This window comes from Lysinibacillus sp. fkY74-1 (genome assembly GCF_053165895.1).
In genome coordinates this window covers 2,426,914-2,444,886 of the sequence record NZ_CP170173.1, presented here as the reverse complement: position 1 = coordinate 2,444,886, position 17,973 = coordinate 2,426,914, and the positions used below count along the sequence as shown (strand labels likewise).

Annotated in this window: 19 protein-coding genes; 18 read left to right on the top strand and 1 reads right to left on the bottom strand. The window is 36.3% G+C overall.

What is annotated here, in order from left to right; genetic code table 11:
* The first annotated feature begins 107 nt into the window (after window positions 1-107).
* Together ACE1MS_RS11855 and ACE1MS_RS11850 are read left to right on the top strand one after the other, a co-directional pair.
* Window positions 108-1,025, top strand: coding sequence for a tyrosine-type recombinase/integrase (locus ACE1MS_RS11855; RefSeq protein ID WP_447402350.1), 918 nt, complete (start codon window positions 108-110; stop codon window positions 1,023-1,025).
* A gap of 42 nt (window positions 1,026-1,067) precedes the next feature.
* On the top strand, window positions 1,068-1,313 hold the full coding sequence (locus ACE1MS_RS11850) for a hypothetical protein (RefSeq protein ID WP_447402349.1): 246 nt from the start codon (window positions 1,068-1,070) through the stop codon (window positions 1,311-1,313).
* On the opposite strand, the gene ACE1MS_RS11845 is transcribed toward ACE1MS_RS11850, so the two are convergent.
* Window positions 1,310-1,528: a helix-turn-helix domain-containing protein gene (locus ACE1MS_RS11845; protein ID WP_447402348.1), complete on the bottom strand. Its 219-nt coding sequence runs from the start codon at window positions 1,526-1,528 to the stop codon at window positions 1,310-1,312. The genes ACE1MS_RS11850 and ACE1MS_RS11845 overlap by 4 nt on opposite strands.
* A gap of 3,228 nt (window positions 1,529-4,756) precedes the next feature.
* On the opposite strand from ACE1MS_RS11845, the gene ACE1MS_RS11840 reads away from it, so the two are divergent.
* From ACE1MS_RS11840 to ACE1MS_RS11765, 16 genes are all read left to right on the top strand, one after another.
* Window positions 4,757-4,957: a hypothetical protein gene (locus tag ACE1MS_RS11840; protein ID WP_447402347.1), complete on the top strand. Its 201-nt coding sequence runs from the start codon at window positions 4,757-4,759 to the stop codon at window positions 4,955-4,957.
* 16 nt (window positions 4,958-4,973) lie between these two features.
* A complete protein-coding gene (locus ACE1MS_RS11835) occupies window positions 4,974-6,047 on the top strand; it encodes a hypothetical protein (protein ID WP_447402346.1) in 1,074 nt (357 codons plus the stop codon).
* Window positions 6,028-6,645 carry an HNH endonuclease gene (locus ACE1MS_RS11830; RefSeq protein ID WP_447402345.1) on the top strand — a complete coding sequence of 206 codons (618 nt, stop codon included), beginning with the start codon at window positions 6,028-6,030 and terminating at the stop codon, window positions 6,643-6,645. The genes ACE1MS_RS11835 and ACE1MS_RS11830 overlap by 20 nt, the downstream gene beginning before the upstream one ends.
* 413 nt (window positions 6,646-7,058) lie before the next feature.
* On the top strand, window positions 7,059-9,518 hold the full coding sequence (locus tag ACE1MS_RS11825; RefSeq protein ID WP_447402344.1) for a hypothetical protein: 2,460 nt from the start codon (window positions 7,059-7,061) through the stop codon (window positions 9,516-9,518).
* Between the two features lie 240 nt (window positions 9,519-9,758).
* Complete coding sequence (locus ACE1MS_RS11820; RefSeq protein WP_447402343.1) at window positions 9,759-9,938, top strand: hypothetical protein; 180 nt, start codon at window positions 9,759-9,761, stop codon at window positions 9,936-9,938.
* A 63-nt stretch (window positions 9,939-10,001) separates the two neighbouring features.
* Window positions 10,002-10,301: a hypothetical protein gene (locus ACE1MS_RS11815; RefSeq protein ID WP_447402342.1), complete on the top strand. Its 300-nt coding sequence runs from the start codon at window positions 10,002-10,004 to the stop codon at window positions 10,299-10,301.
* 1 nt (window position 10,302) lies between these two features.
* On the top strand, window positions 10,303-10,509 hold the full coding sequence (locus tag ACE1MS_RS11810) for a hypothetical protein (RefSeq protein WP_447402341.1): 207 nt from the start codon (window positions 10,303-10,305) through the stop codon (window positions 10,507-10,509).
* 2 nt (window positions 10,510-10,511) lie between these two features.
* Window positions 10,512-10,946, top strand: coding sequence for a hypothetical protein (locus ACE1MS_RS11805; RefSeq protein ID WP_447402340.1), 435 nt, complete (start codon window positions 10,512-10,514; stop codon window positions 10,944-10,946).
* A 15-nt stretch (window positions 10,947-10,961) separates the two neighbouring features.
* Window positions 10,962-11,159, top strand: a complete 198-nt coding sequence (locus ACE1MS_RS11800) for a hypothetical protein (RefSeq protein WP_447402339.1) — start codon at window positions 10,962-10,964, stop codon at window positions 11,157-11,159.
* Window positions 11,160-11,252: 93 nt separating this feature from the next.
* On the top strand, window positions 11,253-11,603 hold the full coding sequence (locus ACE1MS_RS11795; protein ID WP_447402338.1) for a hypothetical protein: 351 nt from the start codon (window positions 11,253-11,255) through the stop codon (window positions 11,601-11,603).
* Window positions 11,600-11,947: an HNH endonuclease gene (locus ACE1MS_RS11790; RefSeq protein WP_447402337.1), complete on the top strand. Its 348-nt coding sequence runs from the start codon at window positions 11,600-11,602 to the stop codon at window positions 11,945-11,947. The genes ACE1MS_RS11795 and ACE1MS_RS11790 overlap by 4 nt, the downstream gene beginning before the upstream one ends.
* A gap of 726 nt (window positions 11,948-12,673) precedes the next feature.
* Window positions 12,674-13,051 (top strand): hypothetical protein, encoded by a 378-nt coding sequence (locus ACE1MS_RS11785; protein WP_447402336.1) that lies wholly within the window; start codon window positions 12,674-12,676, stop codon window positions 13,049-13,051.
* 1 nt (window position 13,052) lies between these two features.
* A complete protein-coding gene (locus ACE1MS_RS11780) occupies window positions 13,053-14,777 on the top strand; it encodes a terminase large subunit (protein ID WP_447402335.1) in 1,725 nt (574 codons plus the stop codon).
* Between the two features lie 15 nt (window positions 14,778-14,792).
* Window positions 14,793-16,049: a phage portal protein gene (locus tag ACE1MS_RS11775; RefSeq protein ID WP_447402334.1), complete on the top strand. Its 1,257-nt coding sequence runs from the start codon at window positions 14,793-14,795 to the stop codon at window positions 16,047-16,049.
* A 20-nt stretch (window positions 16,050-16,069) separates the two neighbouring features.
* Window positions 16,070-16,780, top strand: a complete 711-nt coding sequence (locus ACE1MS_RS11770) for a head maturation protease, ClpP-related (protein ID WP_447402333.1) — start codon at window positions 16,070-16,072, stop codon at window positions 16,778-16,780.
* A 2-nt stretch (window positions 16,781-16,782) separates the two neighbouring features.
* A complete protein-coding gene (locus tag ACE1MS_RS11765; RefSeq protein ID WP_447402332.1) occupies window positions 16,783-17,967 on the top strand; it encodes a phage major capsid protein in 1,185 nt (394 codons plus the stop codon).
* The last annotated feature ends 6 nt before the right edge of the window (window positions 17,968-17,973 follow it).

Below are 17,973 nucleotides of genomic sequence, written 5' to 3'. Positions count from 1 at the left end.
ACCTACGTGGAAATAGGTGGTGAATAGTGACCAAAAAGGCACTGTGCGTAGGTTTCAACGTTACATAGGAATGTGTAGTAGTAGACTCCACTTTAGGAGGAACTATTATGACACTGATTAAATTTTGCATTTCAGATTTTATGGATGAACGAGAACTAATGAACGTTAGTAAACACACCCTCATGAACTACAGGAGATTCTTTAAGAACTGGACTGACTGGTTGAGGGAGAATAACATCACTGACATAGAAGATGTCTCTACGAATACGCTACGGTCTTACTTGATGTACTGTAAGAATGAGTGCGGTAATGGTACAAGTACTATCAATAACAAGGTGAAGAATCTCAAAGCGTTCTATAATCATCTGATAGAGAATGAGTTCGTTACTCACAATCCAAGTCTTAAGCTTAAGAAGCAACAAGAAGATGTTAAGATAGAAGTATTCACAGACGAGCAAATCAGAATTATGCTACGATATTTGAGACGACAAGCTAGAGGTAGGAAAGACCACCAGTTCACAGCATATAGAAATATAACTGTAATCAAAGTGTTGTTAGGTACAGGCATCCGACTAGGTGAACTACAAGGTCTCAAATGGTCTGACGTAAACAATACTTACCTCAGCATCTATGGTAAGGGTAGAAGACAGGAGACTGTGCCATTAGCATCTAAGGTACATGAGGAGTTAGCAGACTGGAAGAGATACCAAGAGAGCTACTTCGACTCTAACATTGATTACGTATTTGTAGACAGGTCTGGTAAGCAAATCACATATGAAGCCTGCAAGAACATCTTCAAGACATTACAGAGTGCGCTAGGATTTAAAGACGTGAGGTTGAGTGCTCATACTTTTCGCCATACCTTTGCACAACGATATATAGAAGCAGGAGGAGACGTTTTCAGCTTGCAGAAGATTCTTAGACATCAGAATTTAAGTATGACACAGAAGTATCTAGCAATGTGGGGGTCAGCTTTACAGGAATCTAATGAGAAGTTTAATCCTCTTAACAATATGGACATCTAAGTGTTAGTATTATAATAGTTAAATAAAAGGAGATGTTTACAAGTGACTCAAGAAATAGTAGCACTAGGAGAGTTTCTGAGACGAGATGATGAGACCGCACGCAAATATATTACTGAGATTGCAAAGCGTCTTAAAGAGAGAGGTATCAATTTAGAATTTGGTGATAAGGCATTGGTATTACATATGCTGAATGAAGACCCAGAATTAATTTTAAATATTGCACACAACATTGGAATATTTGAAAGTAGTGTAACAATCGGATATAAAGAGAAGGGTTCGGATTATTAGTCCGACCCTTTTTCTTTGTCTAGATATAGTAACTCATGTAGTTCAATCTCCAGTACCTCACATACCTTGGCGATAGTATCTCTATGGTATTGCACTGTAGTATTGTTAGCGAGCTTTCTCAGCGTCTCAAATGTGATACCAGACATTCTTTCCAGTTCACGAATAGATAAGCCCCTAGAATCTAATATGTATTTCAAATTGGATTTTACAATCATACTATCACCTCTCACCAATACTAACATGGCAAAAGGAATCTGTAAAAGGAATGTGTACTCTATTAAGGTACTCTTTTTTGTTGTGGCTAAAAGGAAAAATCCAAAAGGTTACGTATAGAAACAAACATAATAACACTCATAATCTCACCTACGATTTATACGACTACTACTAATAAAAGTTTAAAAGGTTACATAGAGAAACAAACTAATAATACTAATATATATACTACTACTATCTACTACTACTTAATTCTATTACTATTATGACTACTAATAATTATAAGAGTAAATATGACTTATATTATATTTGTTTCATGGTGTAACCTTTTGAAATTAACGTTGATATATAAGGGTTTATCGACTATAGAATAGTAACGTAGATGAATCGTCTATGCAGGTCAGAATAGTTATAGTTAATTTTCCCACTGTTTACGCTTATATTTTTAAAAGGTTACGTATAGAAACAAATCAATATATATAATATTTAGATTAACAGTTAGGTGACAATTATTAGAGTAGTAGTTAATAGTTAATAATTAGTAGAGTGAATATGAGTAGTATTTATATTGTTTCTATGTGTAACCTTTCAGAATTTAACTAGTGTTCATGCAGTTTTAAGGAGTGGTAGATAGAGTCCGTCCAATTGGCACGTTGGTATGACTGAGTTTGTAGATGCTTACGGAAAGTAACTAATTAAAAATACTAAATCAAATAGGATAATCGAATAGAGTATCTACCAAAGTCTAAGGAAGGGTACTATGATAATACCTCACTAGGGTATACGATTCAAAAGTTGTCATTTTGGACAAAAATGTTTCGCAAAAGGTGTCACGAACCCTTGGTACGACTGACTTCCTAAGGTTCGCAAATGATAAGGGTAGACCATACATAGAATCATACGCTAATATGCTTGCTGTATATAGATAAAAGAGACACAGGGGGTATATGGTAGTTTGATTTAGAGAAAATCTTGAAACCTTTGAGCCACTTGGAACGTACAAGACGGATTGGAAAGTATAATTGTCACGAACATTGATAGAATAGTATTGTTGCTAAAAGTGTAATGGTCTTTAAGGGAGAGGTAGATAAAGTTGAAACTATAATTCCCTATAAATAGTACAATTTAGACACCACGAATTTTAGCACCTCTTAAAATTGTATTAAACACTGGTAAAAGTAGGTGTAGATTTTACAAGGATAAAGGAGACCCAGAAAAGCGTAACTGATAATGGTAGATAAAGCGTAACTGATAATCACCTCTATAATGCCTATCATTGTAACCATCCTAATTGAGAAAGTAAAATTATTCTCCAATCCCAATGAGGACGTGAAGAGTAAATAGTGTACAAAGGAAGGGTAGCGAAGTACCAGAAAGACATCTTAAAATAGATGCTGATATATCAACGTTTATAAAGGATTTCCAAAGTGGTACTCTACAAAGTCAATGATACTAATAGTTGCAGAGTTTCTGTCAACCTGTGTCAAAGGGAGGTAGATAAAGTGTAACGGCTACGAGACCTTCACAGCCCTACAGCCACAAGGGGTTCAAAAATGGATTTAATTGCCATTCTCAGAATCATAATGTTTATAAGGGTTTACAAATTTCTATCCACCTTGAATAAAGGAGACCTCATAGTGAACGAGAAAACTTTACCATTCAGAAACCTTCAGAACCCTTGGGAGAGTAAGGTTGAGTTTTCACATTTCAGGATGTTGCTCACAAATGTTGATATGACGGCATGTGTCAATTCTGAATAAAAAGGAGACCCATGTATCGTAGATAAAGTCAAAACGATAAAACGTTGATATAACAGCGTTTGTAAAGCATGGTCTGAAATGCTATGTTGAACTGTTCATTGTGGTTACTATGATAACTACACTTTTTATGAATCGTAAACAAAGGGGACATATGTAACGGAATGAGAAATAATAAAACGTTGTCATATCAACTCCTTTCACATGAGGTCTGAAATACTGCTTCACGTTAATTATGTAAGTTGCTATTATAATTAAACATTTTATGAAGCAAGAACTAAGGAGCACTTTACCAAGCCAGAAACGATAAACTCTATTGTTTAAAGCAATAAAAGAGGTACGATGCAAGCCACCATCTTAGAATACTATTAAACATTACATTTTGAGCAGGTGTCTAGTTCAAACATAAAGGAGACCAATCTAGAGTCACATTGCAACCCTACATATATTTTTACATTCACTTTTTAATACATAGCATATTCATACAACAGTCCTAGAGTCGAACTGGATATATTTATCATCTGTTCTCTAAGTCGTCTCAAATCGAACGCTATGATTAAGAGTGTGAAACCTGTATCTGTGAAACATAGGGTGCAGGGGTATACGGTGAAAAGTTAAAAAATATGAGAATTGGAAAGTACGATATTTATTTGTACTGGAATAAACACATTAAGCATTTTTGTATAAAATTTACAATCCAATGGAATAAGCAAAAATCGACTAAAGTAAAATGACCCTAATTCTTCGATTTTCCCTATTAGAAGAAATCGGTTGCTATCGTAGAATTTATTATACTTACTATATAAATTGCAGGTGGTAAGGGGTATATGGATTTTCGAAATCAATGAATCATACCTAAGGGAGGGGTACTGGAAATCCGAGAGACAGATTCCCTCTAACAGTGGCTTTATTCGATAGCCATTCTTGAACTCAGTTTTTAGATGTAACACATTTTGAAATAGACATGTAAATCTCAAGTTATGCAAGCAGACAAAGGAATAATAGAAGAATCATAGTTCTGTGAAACATTTTGAGATAGACATAAAAATTTTTTATATTAAAAAATGAACACAAAAAGTACAACGCTAAAATTCTAAACGTTGTAACAGTAGGGTTCATGATATATGTATAGTCTATCAAATAGGAGAGAGGGAAAAAAATATTTCGGTGTGAAATGTTGTCCTCAATCTAGCCTCAATCTTATATAAGGTGAGAGGTATGTATTTCGTTCGTTATCATATTTTGATGTTTGTAATTTGTCTAAAGATAGTAGGTGTGTACCTCCTCCAACACATCTATTATTTTTTTATATTAAAACTTTAATAAGAAATATTCAAGGGAATTTTGCCTCTTGAAATATTCCAAGTATAATAATATAATGGAGGATTTTTACTTTTGGCAAGAAAATAGGTATGATAGAATGCTAGACTATTTACCCAACCAACAAATAACCAATTAAAAGGAGATATTAACATGAACAAAACTGAATCAAATAACTATGCGGTGCGTAACTCGTACCTTGCACATTCTTTAGCTTTCATCACTAATCAGAAGTACACAGTAACTAATGATATAAATGATGCCAATAAGAAGGTGTACGTATTTGAGCGTACAGATATTCTAATGGAAGCTATGACAGAGTTATCAAATATGAAGAAGAAGTATTCTAACTAAGGAGAATTAACCAATTATGAAAAACAACCAATTTGATTTAAACAAGTATAACTCAATTTTAGAAAGCTTTAAACACATTGAAGAACATAGCAACGTATTTATGAGCAATCAGTATTTCAAGACTCTACCTGCTATCTTCGCAACAGATAAAAAGAGTCAATGGAACAATGTTGTATTCTCGTATGGCTACCTGTACTTACAAACTTATATGTACAGATGGACTACTTATAATCATTATATACCTTCTGTGAAAGAAGTCAAGAGTCTTCTAGGATTATACGAGAATGATAAACGCTATAACAATGTAATTAAGAAAGATGGAATCCTAGATTCATATAACTTAACACAAACAATTGGAATCAAAGAGATACCAGTACTATCAAGTTACCACAGTGAAACACCTTTTGACAAGGAATTAGAGTTCTCAACTGTAGAAGAGATTTACGCTCCATTAGGAGATATGTATAAGAACTGGATGAAAGAAGTAGGAGCAACTAATAGAACAACTAGTAAGAAGCCCACTCTAGCATTTCACAACAGTACTAAAGAAGAAGACAACTTAGGTACATTCTTTGCGCCAACAGACTTTACTAATATTCCATTTGAAGTATTTGCGTTCTGCATGAGCAAAGAAGATTTAGGGCTTGATGGTTTTTTCATCTACTCATATATCAAACATGGAAATGACATACACGGTGAAGACTATCAGCTATCACACAGAATGCTGGAGAAAGAGTTTGGCGGCAGTAAAGATACACACTATAAACGCTTAGTAAGACTAATGAAGCATGGTCTAATTGAACGCACAGAAGTAATGGAAGTGTTCAGCAGTGCTATTCCATTTGAAGAAAGAGAGGCATCAACGTTCATGGTAGTTGAGGATGTGGAGTTATTCGACAAAGAAGGAAACGTAGACTACACAAAAGCACGAGTATTAACTGCTCAAGAGTATAAAGAAGAGTTTGAGATTGAAGAAGAGGAAGAAGAAGTAGTTAAGGATAGAGACTACTACGCTGAAAAGCAAATTAAAGAGTCAAGAGACGCACGAATTAAGAAAGCTGTAATTGATATTGCAGACTTACCATTTTAAAATAACTCAATTTAAAGGAGACGGAATTAGTATGAAAACAACAACAGGACAATTAGCAGTATTAGTAACAGAAGGTTATGTAGCAGTGGAAGGTTACGAAGGTTTATACATGATTAATAAAGCAGGCTCAGTATGGAGTCTACGTTGGGCTAGAGAGATTAAGGTTACTACTGGAACATATAAGCGTGTGAAGCTAACAGACGAGAACAATCACCGTAGAACAGTAGATTTACACAGAATCTTAGCAGAAGCATTTATTCCTAGAGTAGAAGGGTGCAATGTTGTAGACCATTGGGATGAAGATAAACACAACAACGACCTATCTAATCTGCGTTGGACTACACACAGAGAAAACGTTACTCGTGGCACATCTAAAGAAAGAAGAATGAAGACTTATTTAGATAATGCAGAGAAGAACTTAGGACACCGTTATGAAGTAGCTCAGTACACTTTGGAAGGTGAGTTAGTAGCTACTTATGAATCAGCAACACAAGCAAGTAGAGAGCTTGGATACGACCAAGGAACTCTATCTAAAGTATGTAACGGCAAAAAGAAACAAGCATACGGATTCGTATGGAGTTTCGTAAAGACGGCTTAAAGATACCTAGCCAATTAAAAAAACTAAAATTCAATTACTGGAGGAAATATTATATCATGAACAACACTACTGGAATCTACATTAAATCAATCGAGGCAAGCATCATCTGGGAGGCTACTTACCGTAATTCAAAATTAAAAGAATCATATGATGGTTTCATCCCATACTCATTAGAAAGTATCAAGTTACGCAGTGAGGGCGTTAACGAGTTTGCTTTCAGACGTGTAAGAAACGAAGACGGTCATATGGAATCAAAACGAATTGATATTAACGACTTAGATAAGCGTACAGTTCGTACATTAACTAAATTCTACACTGACGACATCATCAATGTCAAGTTTTCAAGCAAGGTTCACAATGCATCAGCAGTATTAACTAAAGTTGATAAAGCTCATAAGCGTAACTTAGAAAGTATGAAAGCTAAACATTTAGAGCAACTTAAGTATACAACAGACTCTAAGGAAATGCAAGCAGAATTTGATAAAAAGATTGAAGAGTTTACAGCTAACCATGAAGCACGTATGCAACAGCTTAAACAAGAGATTGAAGACAATAAGGAGCTATGGGATAACGAAGTATCGCTATTAGACCTACGTACTCAAATGTACGAGAATGGCTTCACAATGAAAGACTATAAAGGTCAAGATGTACACTACGTACCATATAAACGTTCATCTGCAAAAGCTCGTACCGGTCAAATCTGGTTCATTCGTGAAGAGTTAGCAGAGACTATGATTACTTGGTCTCGCATGGGAATCGACTTCAAAGGTGAAGTAGACATTCCTGCTCTATCAGCTTATGAAAGTTTAGTAGCTTCAAGCATCAAAGGAACAGTAAAGATTAATCCTAAGAATATCTTCATTGTAGACGATGTTGAGTCAGTTTTCAATATCACAGCAAATGTTATTGAGAAGATTACAGTAGATGGTGAAGACCAACTAGTATCTAACATTAAAGACAATCAGCGTATTGCTAACAGCTTATTTGATGGTCAAGGCTTACTAGATGCTGAATACTTCACAGGTGATTACGAAGGTAAGGGAATGATGTTATTACGTCAACATATGTTCAAGAGCTGTATGTTTAACGCTAACGTTGTTCAATTTATGAAAGACCAATTCGGAGAAGCTTATGAAACAGCTACTCTAGTAGACTACACAGGAGCTAAAGTAAAAGTTAAAGATATTAAGTGTATCACTACTCCTTCTAGTTTAAAAGTTTTCAAGTTTAGCAAATTCGTTGGTACAAATGCAGATATGTATAAACACTGGAAGAGCACTCTTAAGTCTGAAAAAAACGTATTCGGCATTTGTAAGAGTGAGTCAAGCACTAAGCTAGGATACAAAGATGGTATGCCTCTACAACAGATGTCATATCAAATGGTGAACAGTTTAGGCTTGGATATGAAAGGTATGCAAGAGTTAAGCAAGAATGAAGTAGACTACATCAATTTGATCAAAACTGATACTGTAGCTTTCATTAACTTCCTACGTGAGAACTCAACTATTATGAATGCTCACGACATGATTATCGACTTGTGGGAACAAAACGAAGACTTCGCTAAGACTGAAATCTTCAACACTTACCGACTAGAAGAGATTCAACGTTACATGCAATACCTAAAGAAAGGGAAAGTTCGCATTGTTGCAGACTATACGACAATGGTTGGTAATCCAATTGAAATGTTAATGCACGCTGTAGGTAAGTTAGATTTAGACAACCCTACTTTAAAAGGTAACGAAATCTGCACACCATTGTTCAAAGACGGTGAAGAGGTAGCAGGATTCCGTAATCCACACACTGGAGCGATGAACATTGGATTCCAAAAGAACACTCACAATGAATTAGTTATAAAGTATATGAACCTATCAAACAACATTGCGGCTATCAATGTAATTGGAATGCCACAACTAGACGTATACAGTGGAATGGACTTTGACTCAGATACAGTAATGTTCACTAATGATTCTACTATTGTAGAGATTGCTCGTAATAATGAAGAACTAGTATGCCTAAACGGTGTAGATGCTCAGAAAAATAGTTTTGAGTTCACACCTGCTAACCGAGCTAAAGTAGACAAAGCCATTGCTTCTGACGTTATTGGACGTATCGTAAACGTTGGACAATTAGCTCAAAGTGTTTATTTCGACACTCTAGCAAATGGTGAGACTAAGATTGCTAGTCGTATGAAAGAAGTAATAGAAGTAATCTCAGTAGCTTCAACTATCGCTATCGACTTAGCTAAGAGAACATATGCTATCGACATTGAGAAAGAGTTAGTACGTCTAGACAAGTATGTTAAGAAGCATATGCAACATAACAAAGAGGATGAGTTACTATTCCCAATGTTTATGTCTGGTAAAGGCTCTAATCGTAAAACAGCACGCTATGACACTTCTATGGACTATCTAATTGATATTCTTACTGTAGCTAAGACTGATACTCAAGAAGATATGACAGTAAAGGTTAAACGTGCTAAGGAGTTAAAGTCTAGCGATATGATTAAAACATTTGACTTAGTTAGACGCTGTGACGATAACGGAGAAATCTACAAAGTACGTAATGCTAATAGTAAGCAAGAGAATGAGATTATCGAGCTAATCACTGAGCACACTATGAAGCTTAACTCTATCTTTGCAGTAGCTAGTAAGGCTAAAGGTAATGAGAAAGAGCGACTATTGAAAGAATCATACTCAGAAGCTATGGAACTAGATGTAAAGATGAAGAAGAAGACAATCAAGGATGATACTATCTATGCTATTATGTTCCATTTGTTCGAACAGAACACTATCAAAGGTAATACAGTACGCCTTATGAACGCTGTTTACATGAGCAACCCTAAGAACTTTGTAAACATGTTTTTACAAAAATAGAACATAGAATGTCAGACTTGAAGTATACCATACGTCCTAAAACGCAGTGGTATCAAGGGTATAAAGAAATAGATTAGTCTATGAAATAGGAGAGGCTTTCCATCCTTTTCTATTCCATAGTTTTGTTCATACTATAATATTCCTCCTAGTTAAAGTCGTCTAGCAATAGGCGGCTTTTTCTATATTAAGGATTTAAGAATGAACTACATTAAACAAACAACCATAGGAAGGTAGATATAAATGAACTATACAGAGCGATTGGAACTATTAATGATTATGAAGCAAAAGAAAATCAAAATGACAGAGTTGGCTAAAGAGTTGAACTGCTCTATTAGTTGGTGCTCACAGTTTTTCAGCGACAAAGTAGGTTGGAATGAAGAAACAATAGCAAAAGCAAAACATTACATTATGAACAAATAGGAGATAAGAGTATGAACATTGAAAAGGTATTAGAAACATGGATAGCAACTCAGGACGACAACCATGATAGAAGAAGTACAGGAACTACTAATTGATGTATGCGACAAACTAGTATATATCCATAACATAGCTTATGCGAACGATTATGATGATATTTCTATTGATACATTATTTGAGGTTCAAGATTTCTTTTATGAGGATAGAGTAGTTGGTTTAAATGGGGTACGGTCATTCATTGACGCAGTTAACTACATCTACAAAGTAGCAGTTGACTATTTGATTATTGATGAACCGTTAACAGATATGACAGGCGCAATCTTTGGAAGTAGATTCGAATATTTAGTAAACGAAGGAGACTATTAATATGGCAGACATGACAGTAAAAGTGGAATTGAAAGACTTTGACGAGGTTAAGACTATGATTGAAGCAATGAGTAAGATGGTTGATGCATTAGGATTCGAACAGGAAGATATTAGCTATATCAGCAGTATGACACAGGAAGAGCTACATCAAGAAATGCACAGACGTATTAATAGCATTGAAAACAAACTATCAAAGGGAGACAACTAATCATGGCAGACACTAATCAATTCACATTAACATTAAAGAACAATAAGAAAGCAGTAGTAAGCAATGTTGACTATGCTACAGGTGGCTCAGGTGGATTCTTAAACTTTGACCTAGACAATAGACAAGCGACATTCTCCATTAACACAAGTGAGGTACTATTCTTACAGAAAGATAACTATGAACCTCCAAAGGCTCCAGAAGGTAATAATACTGAATTAAATGATTACATTGTAACCTTTAAGACTGGTAAGACTGTAACACTAAAGAATGTCTATGATACTGGATTCATTGGTGAGTTAGTAACATTCACAGCATTCGGACGCTCAGTGTTCTACGCTGTAAACGCAAAAGACTTATTGTCTTATGACATCCTTAATCAAGGTGAAACAAAGTCAGAAACATTTGTAAAAATTATAGACCCTACAGAAAATAAATAAGAGGAGAGATATAGCATGGGCTTAACAGAAATCTTAACAATCATATTTGTAGTATTGAAATTAGTAGGAGTGATTACTTGGAGTTGGCTCTGGGTATTCAGTCCTCTTATTATTGTGTACGGCATCATCTTAGCATTATATCTATTAGGGTGTGCGCTAACATTTCTAGGCATTGCAACAGTGGATAAGAGTATTAAACGAGGTAGATGGTAATGACTAAATGGCTCAATGAAGTATATGACTATGCATTCGTTAGATTGTTATGGATAGAGTTTCAGATTAATAAAGTATGGAAGAGGTAATAATATGAATGAGAGAATTATATATCAATGTTTGGATAATGCGAAACATACTTTCTGGTTAGACAGAGGCAGAGATGGATTAACATGTCCTGTCTGTCAATTCCAAGTAGTGCCTATTGGATGCTATGACGAAAAAGATAGAGTCATGAACAAGTATAAGATGATTAGCAAAGACGGAACAGAGAATTATGTTTATAGCGATAAAGTATACATTAATGAAAACAAATATGTATTTGATACTCATGATGGTTCTACAATAGCTGAGTTCAGTAGGGAGCTATATCATGAGCCTATGTTAGTAGTCTATGGTGGGTTTAAGATTGTCCGCTTTAAAGATGAGACGTTAGAGATATGAGCAAAGATAAACTGTATGACCGCTACAAACGTGACCCACAAGCCACATCATTCTATCGTAGTTATGAATGGCAGAAGATGAGAGACTATGTATTCAAACGTGATTTAGGTTTATGCCAACCGTGTCTAGAGTTAGGGACATACACTACTGGAGATGTAGTCCATCATATCGTAGAGTTACGAGATGGTGAAGAAGGTTGGTCTAAGAGATTAGATGAAGACAACTTAGAAACAGTATGTCACAGTTGCCATAACAATATCCATAAGGGTGATGGTACAACAAGAGGTGCAGTTCCGAATGGCTGTATGTTTGATGAGAACGGACAACTAATAAAGAAACAATAGGCATGTACTCTTATGGGTATGTGCCTTTTTTATGTTGAGGAATCGTATATCTAGAAATTGAATATACCCTAACGATATTCTGGATTGCTGATATTACTATTACCATATTTAGATTGTAGGTATTTAGATTATACCATTTCAGATTATAGGGTTAGCGATATACCATACGGTAGATACGGTATAGGCATAGGGTATGTGGTATGTACTACACATGCGAGGATAGTAACAGTATATCAATATATAGAAATAAATAGAACAAAATGATTATCAAATGATAACCAATGTGTGAGCATGTGTGTGTGATAAAGCTGTGAGTTATTGTGAGTTGAATAAGAAGTAAGCTGAGCAATGATGAGCTGTTGATGTAAGCAAGCTGTAAGAGAACGAGAAGAAGCGAGAAGAAGAAGCATGATGATGTGATGATGGCATGGCGTGAGCTGAGCCTTGAAGTTAAAAGAAATAAAGAAAGAAGAAGAGTTGAAGCGAGTGTATGTGTGTAGTACATGATGAGGAAGGTTGATGAGATGTCGAAGGAGAGTAAGGAAAGTTCTGGAGAAATTTTTTCTGAAATGAAATCCCCCCTTGAAACGTGAAAGGCATAGCATCCCCTAGACCGACGAGTCCCCGCAAAAAAATATATAGGTCTTTTTTTACAACCCCCCTGTCCCAACAATTTACAACTTTTAGCCCACATCAGCAACTATTAAACGAAAGGAAACGATTTTAATGGCAAATAGAAGAGTCTATACAAGAGAAGATAAAATTAAGCGAGAGGTTGGACGTATCAAGCGTCTATTGAAAGCGGCAGACGTAGATGAGAACAAGGTTAAGGCACTTGAAGGAGTTATTCAGCGTGCAGGATTCTTGAGAGTCATGTGTGAAGAGTTCGAAGCCTACTTGCTTGAGCATGGTTTCACTGAGCCATTCACTCAGTCGGCTAACATCCCACCGTACAATAAGAAACGTGCAGAAGCAGACTTGTACGCTACGTCACTCAAAGACTACAAAGCATTGTGCAAGCAGATTACAGATGCTTTCGAGTCTAAGATGAACATTAATCTGATTGACGATGGGTTCGATGCTTTCGTAAACGGAGGGAAGTAGTATGGCAATCAGTAGAGTAAAGCAAGAGTTGAAGCATTATCCCATTGCCTACAATCCAGTAATAGAATACTACAACCAGATTGAGAGTGGAGAAATCTTAGTCAGCAAAAAGGTAGAACGAGTATACAAAGAGCTTGTAAGAAAGATTAACGACCCAGAGTGCAAGTATGAATACTCTTCTATGAAAGCTAACCATGCACTAGAGTTTATCGAGAACTTCTGTAAGAAGTCAAAGGTTAAGCGTGGAGAAGATACAAGATTGATTCTAGAGTTGTGGCAAAAGGCAATGGTAGCGGCTACGTTTGGCTTTGTAGATAAAGAAACACAGCTACGTATGATTCGTGAGCTAGTTCTGATTATAAGCAGGAAGCACGGAAAAAGCACCGTAGGGTCGGCTATGGCTTTATATTTACTGATTGCAGATGGAGAAGCAGGAGCAGAAGTCTACGCAGTATCAACTAAGAAAGATGCCGCTAAGATTGTCTGGAGCGAGTCAGTGAAGATGATTAAGAAGTCTCCTTCATTGTCTAAACGACTTAAGGCTCTAGTAAGTGAGATTAGATTCGATACAACAGAGTCAACATACAAGCCTTTATCATCTGATTCTAACTCTCTGGATGGTCTAAACGTTCATGCTTCATTCATGGATGAATTGCACGCTTGGAAGGATAAGAACTTGTATGACGTTATTGTAGATGGTATGACAGCTCGTGACCAACCTTTGAACATTATCATGACAACAGCAGGAACAGTCCGAGAGGGAATCTACGACATTAAGTATGCAGAGTGTGAACGTATCATCAATGGATATGACGACAAGCTGTATGAAGACGACAGAGTTCTACCAATCATCTATGAACTAGATAGCGCAGAAGAAATACATGATATGAACATGTGGGTAAAAGCTAACCCTGCTCTAAACACGTTCAAGAGTAGAGAAGAACTGGAGCGTAAATATAAGAAAGCTCTAGACAACTCTACTAATATGCCTAACTTGCTATGTAAGGACTTCAATATTCGTCAGAACGGTGTAAACGCTTGGCTATCATTTGAAGAAGCAGAGAACAAAGCTACATTCTCATGGGAAGAGTTGAAACCAAAGTATGCAGTAGGTGGAATAGACTTAGCAAAAGGTATCGACTTAACATCAGCTTGTGTAGGATTCATGCTACCAGATAGTAACACAGTTTATTATGAGCATATGTATTGGATGCTTGCTGATACTATTGAACAGCGAGAGCAAGAGGACAAAGTACCGTATCAAACTTGGGTAGATAAAGGGTATATAAGACTATGTGAAGGTACTATGATTGATTACAAAGAGATAACTCGTTGGTTCCTAGAGATACAACAAAAGTACAACTGCTATATCTATATGGTAGGCTATGACAGTTATAACGCTTCTTATTTAGTCGATGATATAGGAGACCATTTTGGTAAGCATTCGGTCAAGTCAGTTCCTCAGATTCCAAAGGTGTTATCTATACCTATGACAGAACTAGGAGCTAAGCTTAAAGCCAAAGAAGTCAACTATAATGATAACCCTGTAACAAAGTGGTGCTTAATGAACACTACAGTAAAGACAGACACGAATGGAAACATTCAACCACATAAAGGCTTAGATAGAACTAGACGTATTGATGGTCTTGCGGCAATGCTAGACTCGTTTGTAATCATGAGTGATAACAGACAAGAGTATTACGGTGCTATCGGCAAATATCAGTAGAAAGGAGAAAATAACTTGGCTTGGAATTTATTTAACAGAACTCCAAAGGTTGATAAACCTGTCCACAAACAACAAGTACAACTATTAACATCAGACACTAATAACTCGTTCTCAAGTTGGGATGGACAAATATATAACAATGATGTAGTTCGTTCAATCATTCGTACTAAAGCTAGAACAGTTGCTAAGTCCATGGCTACTCATATTCGCAATGACAGCACTAATGGTCTAAAGGTTAACCCAGAGCCGTACATGAGATTGCTATTAGAAGAACCTAATCCAATCATGACAATGCAACAGATGTTAGAGAAGGTTATAACTCAACTAGAGATTAATAACAACGCATTCATCTATGTGTCTAAGGATTCAAATGGATTTCCTATTGGGTTATATCCAGTAATCGGTACTAATATTCAAATCTATCAAACTCCAACAAACAGCTACTTGCTACAGTTCACATTGAAAAGTGGTAACACTGTAACGTTCAAGTATGAAGACTTGATTCATCTAAAGCAAGATTACAATGATAATGACTTGTTCGGCACTCCTAATAGAGAAGTGCTACAGCAAATCATGAACGTTCACAATACATTAGACCAAGCAATCGTTAAAGCAATCAAGAATAGTAACTTAGTTCAATGGTTGTTGAAGTACAAGCAGAACTTATCACCAGATGATATTAAGGCATCCACTAAGTCGTTCGTAGATTCATTCTTAGACATTGAACATGCAGACTTTTCAGGAGCCGCGGCATCTGACTCTAAGTATGATGTAGAACGTATTGAAAGTAAAAGTATCTTACCACAATCAGATATGCAAAAGGAAATTAACAAACGCCTCTATAACTACTTCAACATTAACGAGAAGATTATCCAGTCAGACTACAATGAGAATGAATGGATTGCATTCTTCGAGTCATGTATCGAGCCTATCCTTAAACAGCTCTCAGACACATTTACTAAAGCTCTATTCAATCGTAAAGAACGTTCATATGGGAATCGTATCTTGTTCGAAGGTTCAGATATGGCATTCGCTTCAATTAGAACTAAGCTAGCACTTCAAGCAATGGTAGACCGAGGAGCTATGAGTCCTAACGAATGGCGTAAAACTATGAACATGCCTCCAGTACCTAATGGAGATGTATACCTATTACGTAAAGATACAGGTACAGCAGAAGAGGGTACAAGCGGTGGAGATTACGTTCCAGAGTATGACAGTGAAGCTTACGAAGAATCAGACAAAGAGCCTACGAATATCAAGCGTAGACGTTAAAGGTGGTGAAATAGTTATCTATGAAACAGATTCAGATTAAAGGCGCAATCATTTCAAATGACCAGAAAGAGATTTACGATTGGTACGATATGGAGTCTACTAGTCCTTATGATGTTACTCAACATCTGACAGGTGAAGACGTAGAAGTATTAATTAACTCTGGTGGTGGCTCAGTCTTTGCAGGTAGTGAGATTTATACAGCACTCAAAGCGTACACAGGTAAAGTTACAGTTAAGATTATGTCATTAGCAGGTTCATCAGCATCTATTATCGCTATGGGTGGAGATGTAATTGAGATTAGTCCAACAGCACAAATCATGATTCACAATGTATCCATGCAATCTGGTGGAGACCATCATGATATGAACCAAGCGGCAGAGATTCTTAAATCTGCTACAGAAGGTCTAGCAAATGCTTATGTATTGAAAACAGGTATTGCTAAAGATGAGATTCTAGCAATGATGGACAAGGAAACTTGGTTGAACGCTGATAAAGCAGTTGAGCTAGGATTCGCAGACAAAGTTATGTTCACAGAGAATAAACAAGAGTCTCAACCGTTCAATCCTTTAGCTCTCGTAGCTTCATTCAATAATGAAAGTATCTTGCCACAACAGGCAATCAACAAGTTCATGGAAATGAAGAATGAGAAGAAGGAACAGGAGCAATTTGATCAAAAACGTGCTCAACATACAGCACAACTAAACCTATTAAAACTAAAGGAGATTAAGTAATTATGAATAAAGATAAATACTTAGAATTACGTAATGAATTATTAGCATCAGCAGAAGAGTTAGTTAATGCAGGTGACTTCGAAGCATCTACAGCTAAGCAAGAAGAAATCAAAGAATTAGACAACAAGTTTGAGTCTATCACTCGTGAAATGGCAAACTTGAACGCTCTTAAAGAGCAAGAAGTAGTTTCATTAGAAAACAAATCAGTAGACGTTGAATTAAACAACGCAACTAAATTAGAGACAGGAGTTTTTGAAACAATGGAAAACAAACAAGATTTAATGGTGAATGCATTCGCTAAGTCAGTACTAGGTCAAGAATTATCTCAAGCAGAATTATCAAACGTTCACTATGCAGAAGACAACAACGTAGTAATTCCAGAAACAACTATGAACGAAATTATCGGTCTAGTATCTGAGCAATACCCATTCTTCGGTGATGCTCGTAAATTAAACATTACTGGTACAGTTCGCTTACCACGTCATAAAGCTATCGTATCTGGTGACGCTAAAGGTTACAAAGAGAAAACAGCTACAGAAGAAGAAGTAAACACATTCACAGAAGTTATCCTTAAAGGTGTAGACGTTGCTAAAGTTATCGAAGTATCATTCCAACTTGAAGCTATGTCAATTCCTGCATTCATGGATTATTTAAAAGGTGAGTTAGTAGAGCGTATCGGTTCTTTCCTTGGTCGTCAAGTATTCGTTGGTGACGCTTCTACAGGTGAACAATTCGAGGGTGTAATTAAAGTATTAGATACAGAAGGTCAATCAGTTAAGTATACAGCAGGTACAAATATTGCTTACACTTCTGTAACAGAAGCATTATCTAAACTAGCTTCTCAATTCCAAAATGGTGCGGCTGTATATGTAAACAACGCTACTCTATGGAATCAATTATCTAACATTGTAGATGGCAATGGTCGTCCAATGTTCATTCCAACTCCAGAAGCAGGTGGCGTAGGTCGTCTATTCGGTTTAGTAGTTAAAGTTGACGGTGGCGCTCCAGACGGTGTTGTTGTTATCGGTAAACCATCAGCAGGTTACACAGTTAACACTAACAAAGCTATCACTATCGACTCTCAGAAAGACATCAAAGCTCGTAAAACTATCTTCGGTGCTTATGCATTAATGGATGGTAAAGTAACTGACGAGCGTGCGTTCGTAGCAATCGTTCCAGAACCATAAGAATAA

Bases quoted from the DNA above. Each gene is read 5' to 3' on its own strand.
- ACE1MS_RS11765 (WP_447402332.1), top strand. From the start codon at position 16,783: ATGAATAAAGATAAATACTTAGAATTACGTAATGAATTATTAGCATCA.
- ACE1MS_RS11815 (WP_447402342.1), top strand. From the start codon at position 10,002: ATGATAGAAGAAGTACAGGAACTACTAATTGATGTATGCGACAAACTA.
- ACE1MS_RS11855 (WP_447402350.1), top strand. From the start codon at position 108: ATGACACTGATTAAATTTTGCATTTCAGATTTTATGGATGAACGAGAA.
- ACE1MS_RS11770 (WP_447402333.1), top strand. From the start codon at position 16,070: ATGAAACAGATTCAGATTAAAGGCGCAATCATTTCAAATGACCAGAAA.
- ACE1MS_RS11800 (WP_447402339.1), top strand. From the start codon at position 10,962: ATGGGCTTAACAGAAATCTTAACAATCATATTTGTAGTATTGAAATTA.
- ACE1MS_RS11845 (WP_447402348.1), bottom strand. From the start codon at position 1,528: ATGATTGTAAAATCCAATTTGAAATACATATTAGATTCTAGGGGCTTA.
- ACE1MS_RS11780 (WP_447402335.1), top strand. From the start codon at position 13,053: ATGGCAATCAGTAGAGTAAAGCAAGAGTTGAAGCATTATCCCATTGCC.
- ACE1MS_RS11840 (WP_447402347.1), top strand. From the start codon at position 4,757: ATGAACAAAACTGAATCAAATAACTATGCGGTGCGTAACTCGTACCTT.
- ACE1MS_RS11820 (WP_447402343.1), top strand. From the start codon at position 9,759: ATGAACTATACAGAGCGATTGGAACTATTAATGATTATGAAGCAAAAG.
- ACE1MS_RS11785 (WP_447402336.1), top strand. From the start codon at position 12,674: ATGGCAAATAGAAGAGTCTATACAAGAGAAGATAAAATTAAGCGAGAG.
- ACE1MS_RS11835 (WP_447402346.1), top strand. From the start codon at position 4,974: ATGAAAAACAACCAATTTGATTTAAACAAGTATAACTCAATTTTAGAA.
- ACE1MS_RS11810 (WP_447402341.1), top strand. From the start codon at position 10,303: ATGGCAGACATGACAGTAAAAGTGGAATTGAAAGACTTTGACGAGGTT.
- ACE1MS_RS11790 (WP_447402337.1), top strand. From the start codon at position 11,600: ATGAGCAAAGATAAACTGTATGACCGCTACAAACGTGACCCACAAGCC.
- ACE1MS_RS11825 (WP_447402344.1), top strand. From the start codon at position 7,059: ATGAAAGCTAAACATTTAGAGCAACTTAAGTATACAACAGACTCTAAG.
- ACE1MS_RS11805 (WP_447402340.1), top strand. From the start codon at position 10,512: ATGGCAGACACTAATCAATTCACATTAACATTAAAGAACAATAAGAAA.
- ACE1MS_RS11795 (WP_447402338.1), top strand. From the start codon at position 11,253: ATGAATGAGAGAATTATATATCAATGTTTGGATAATGCGAAACATACT.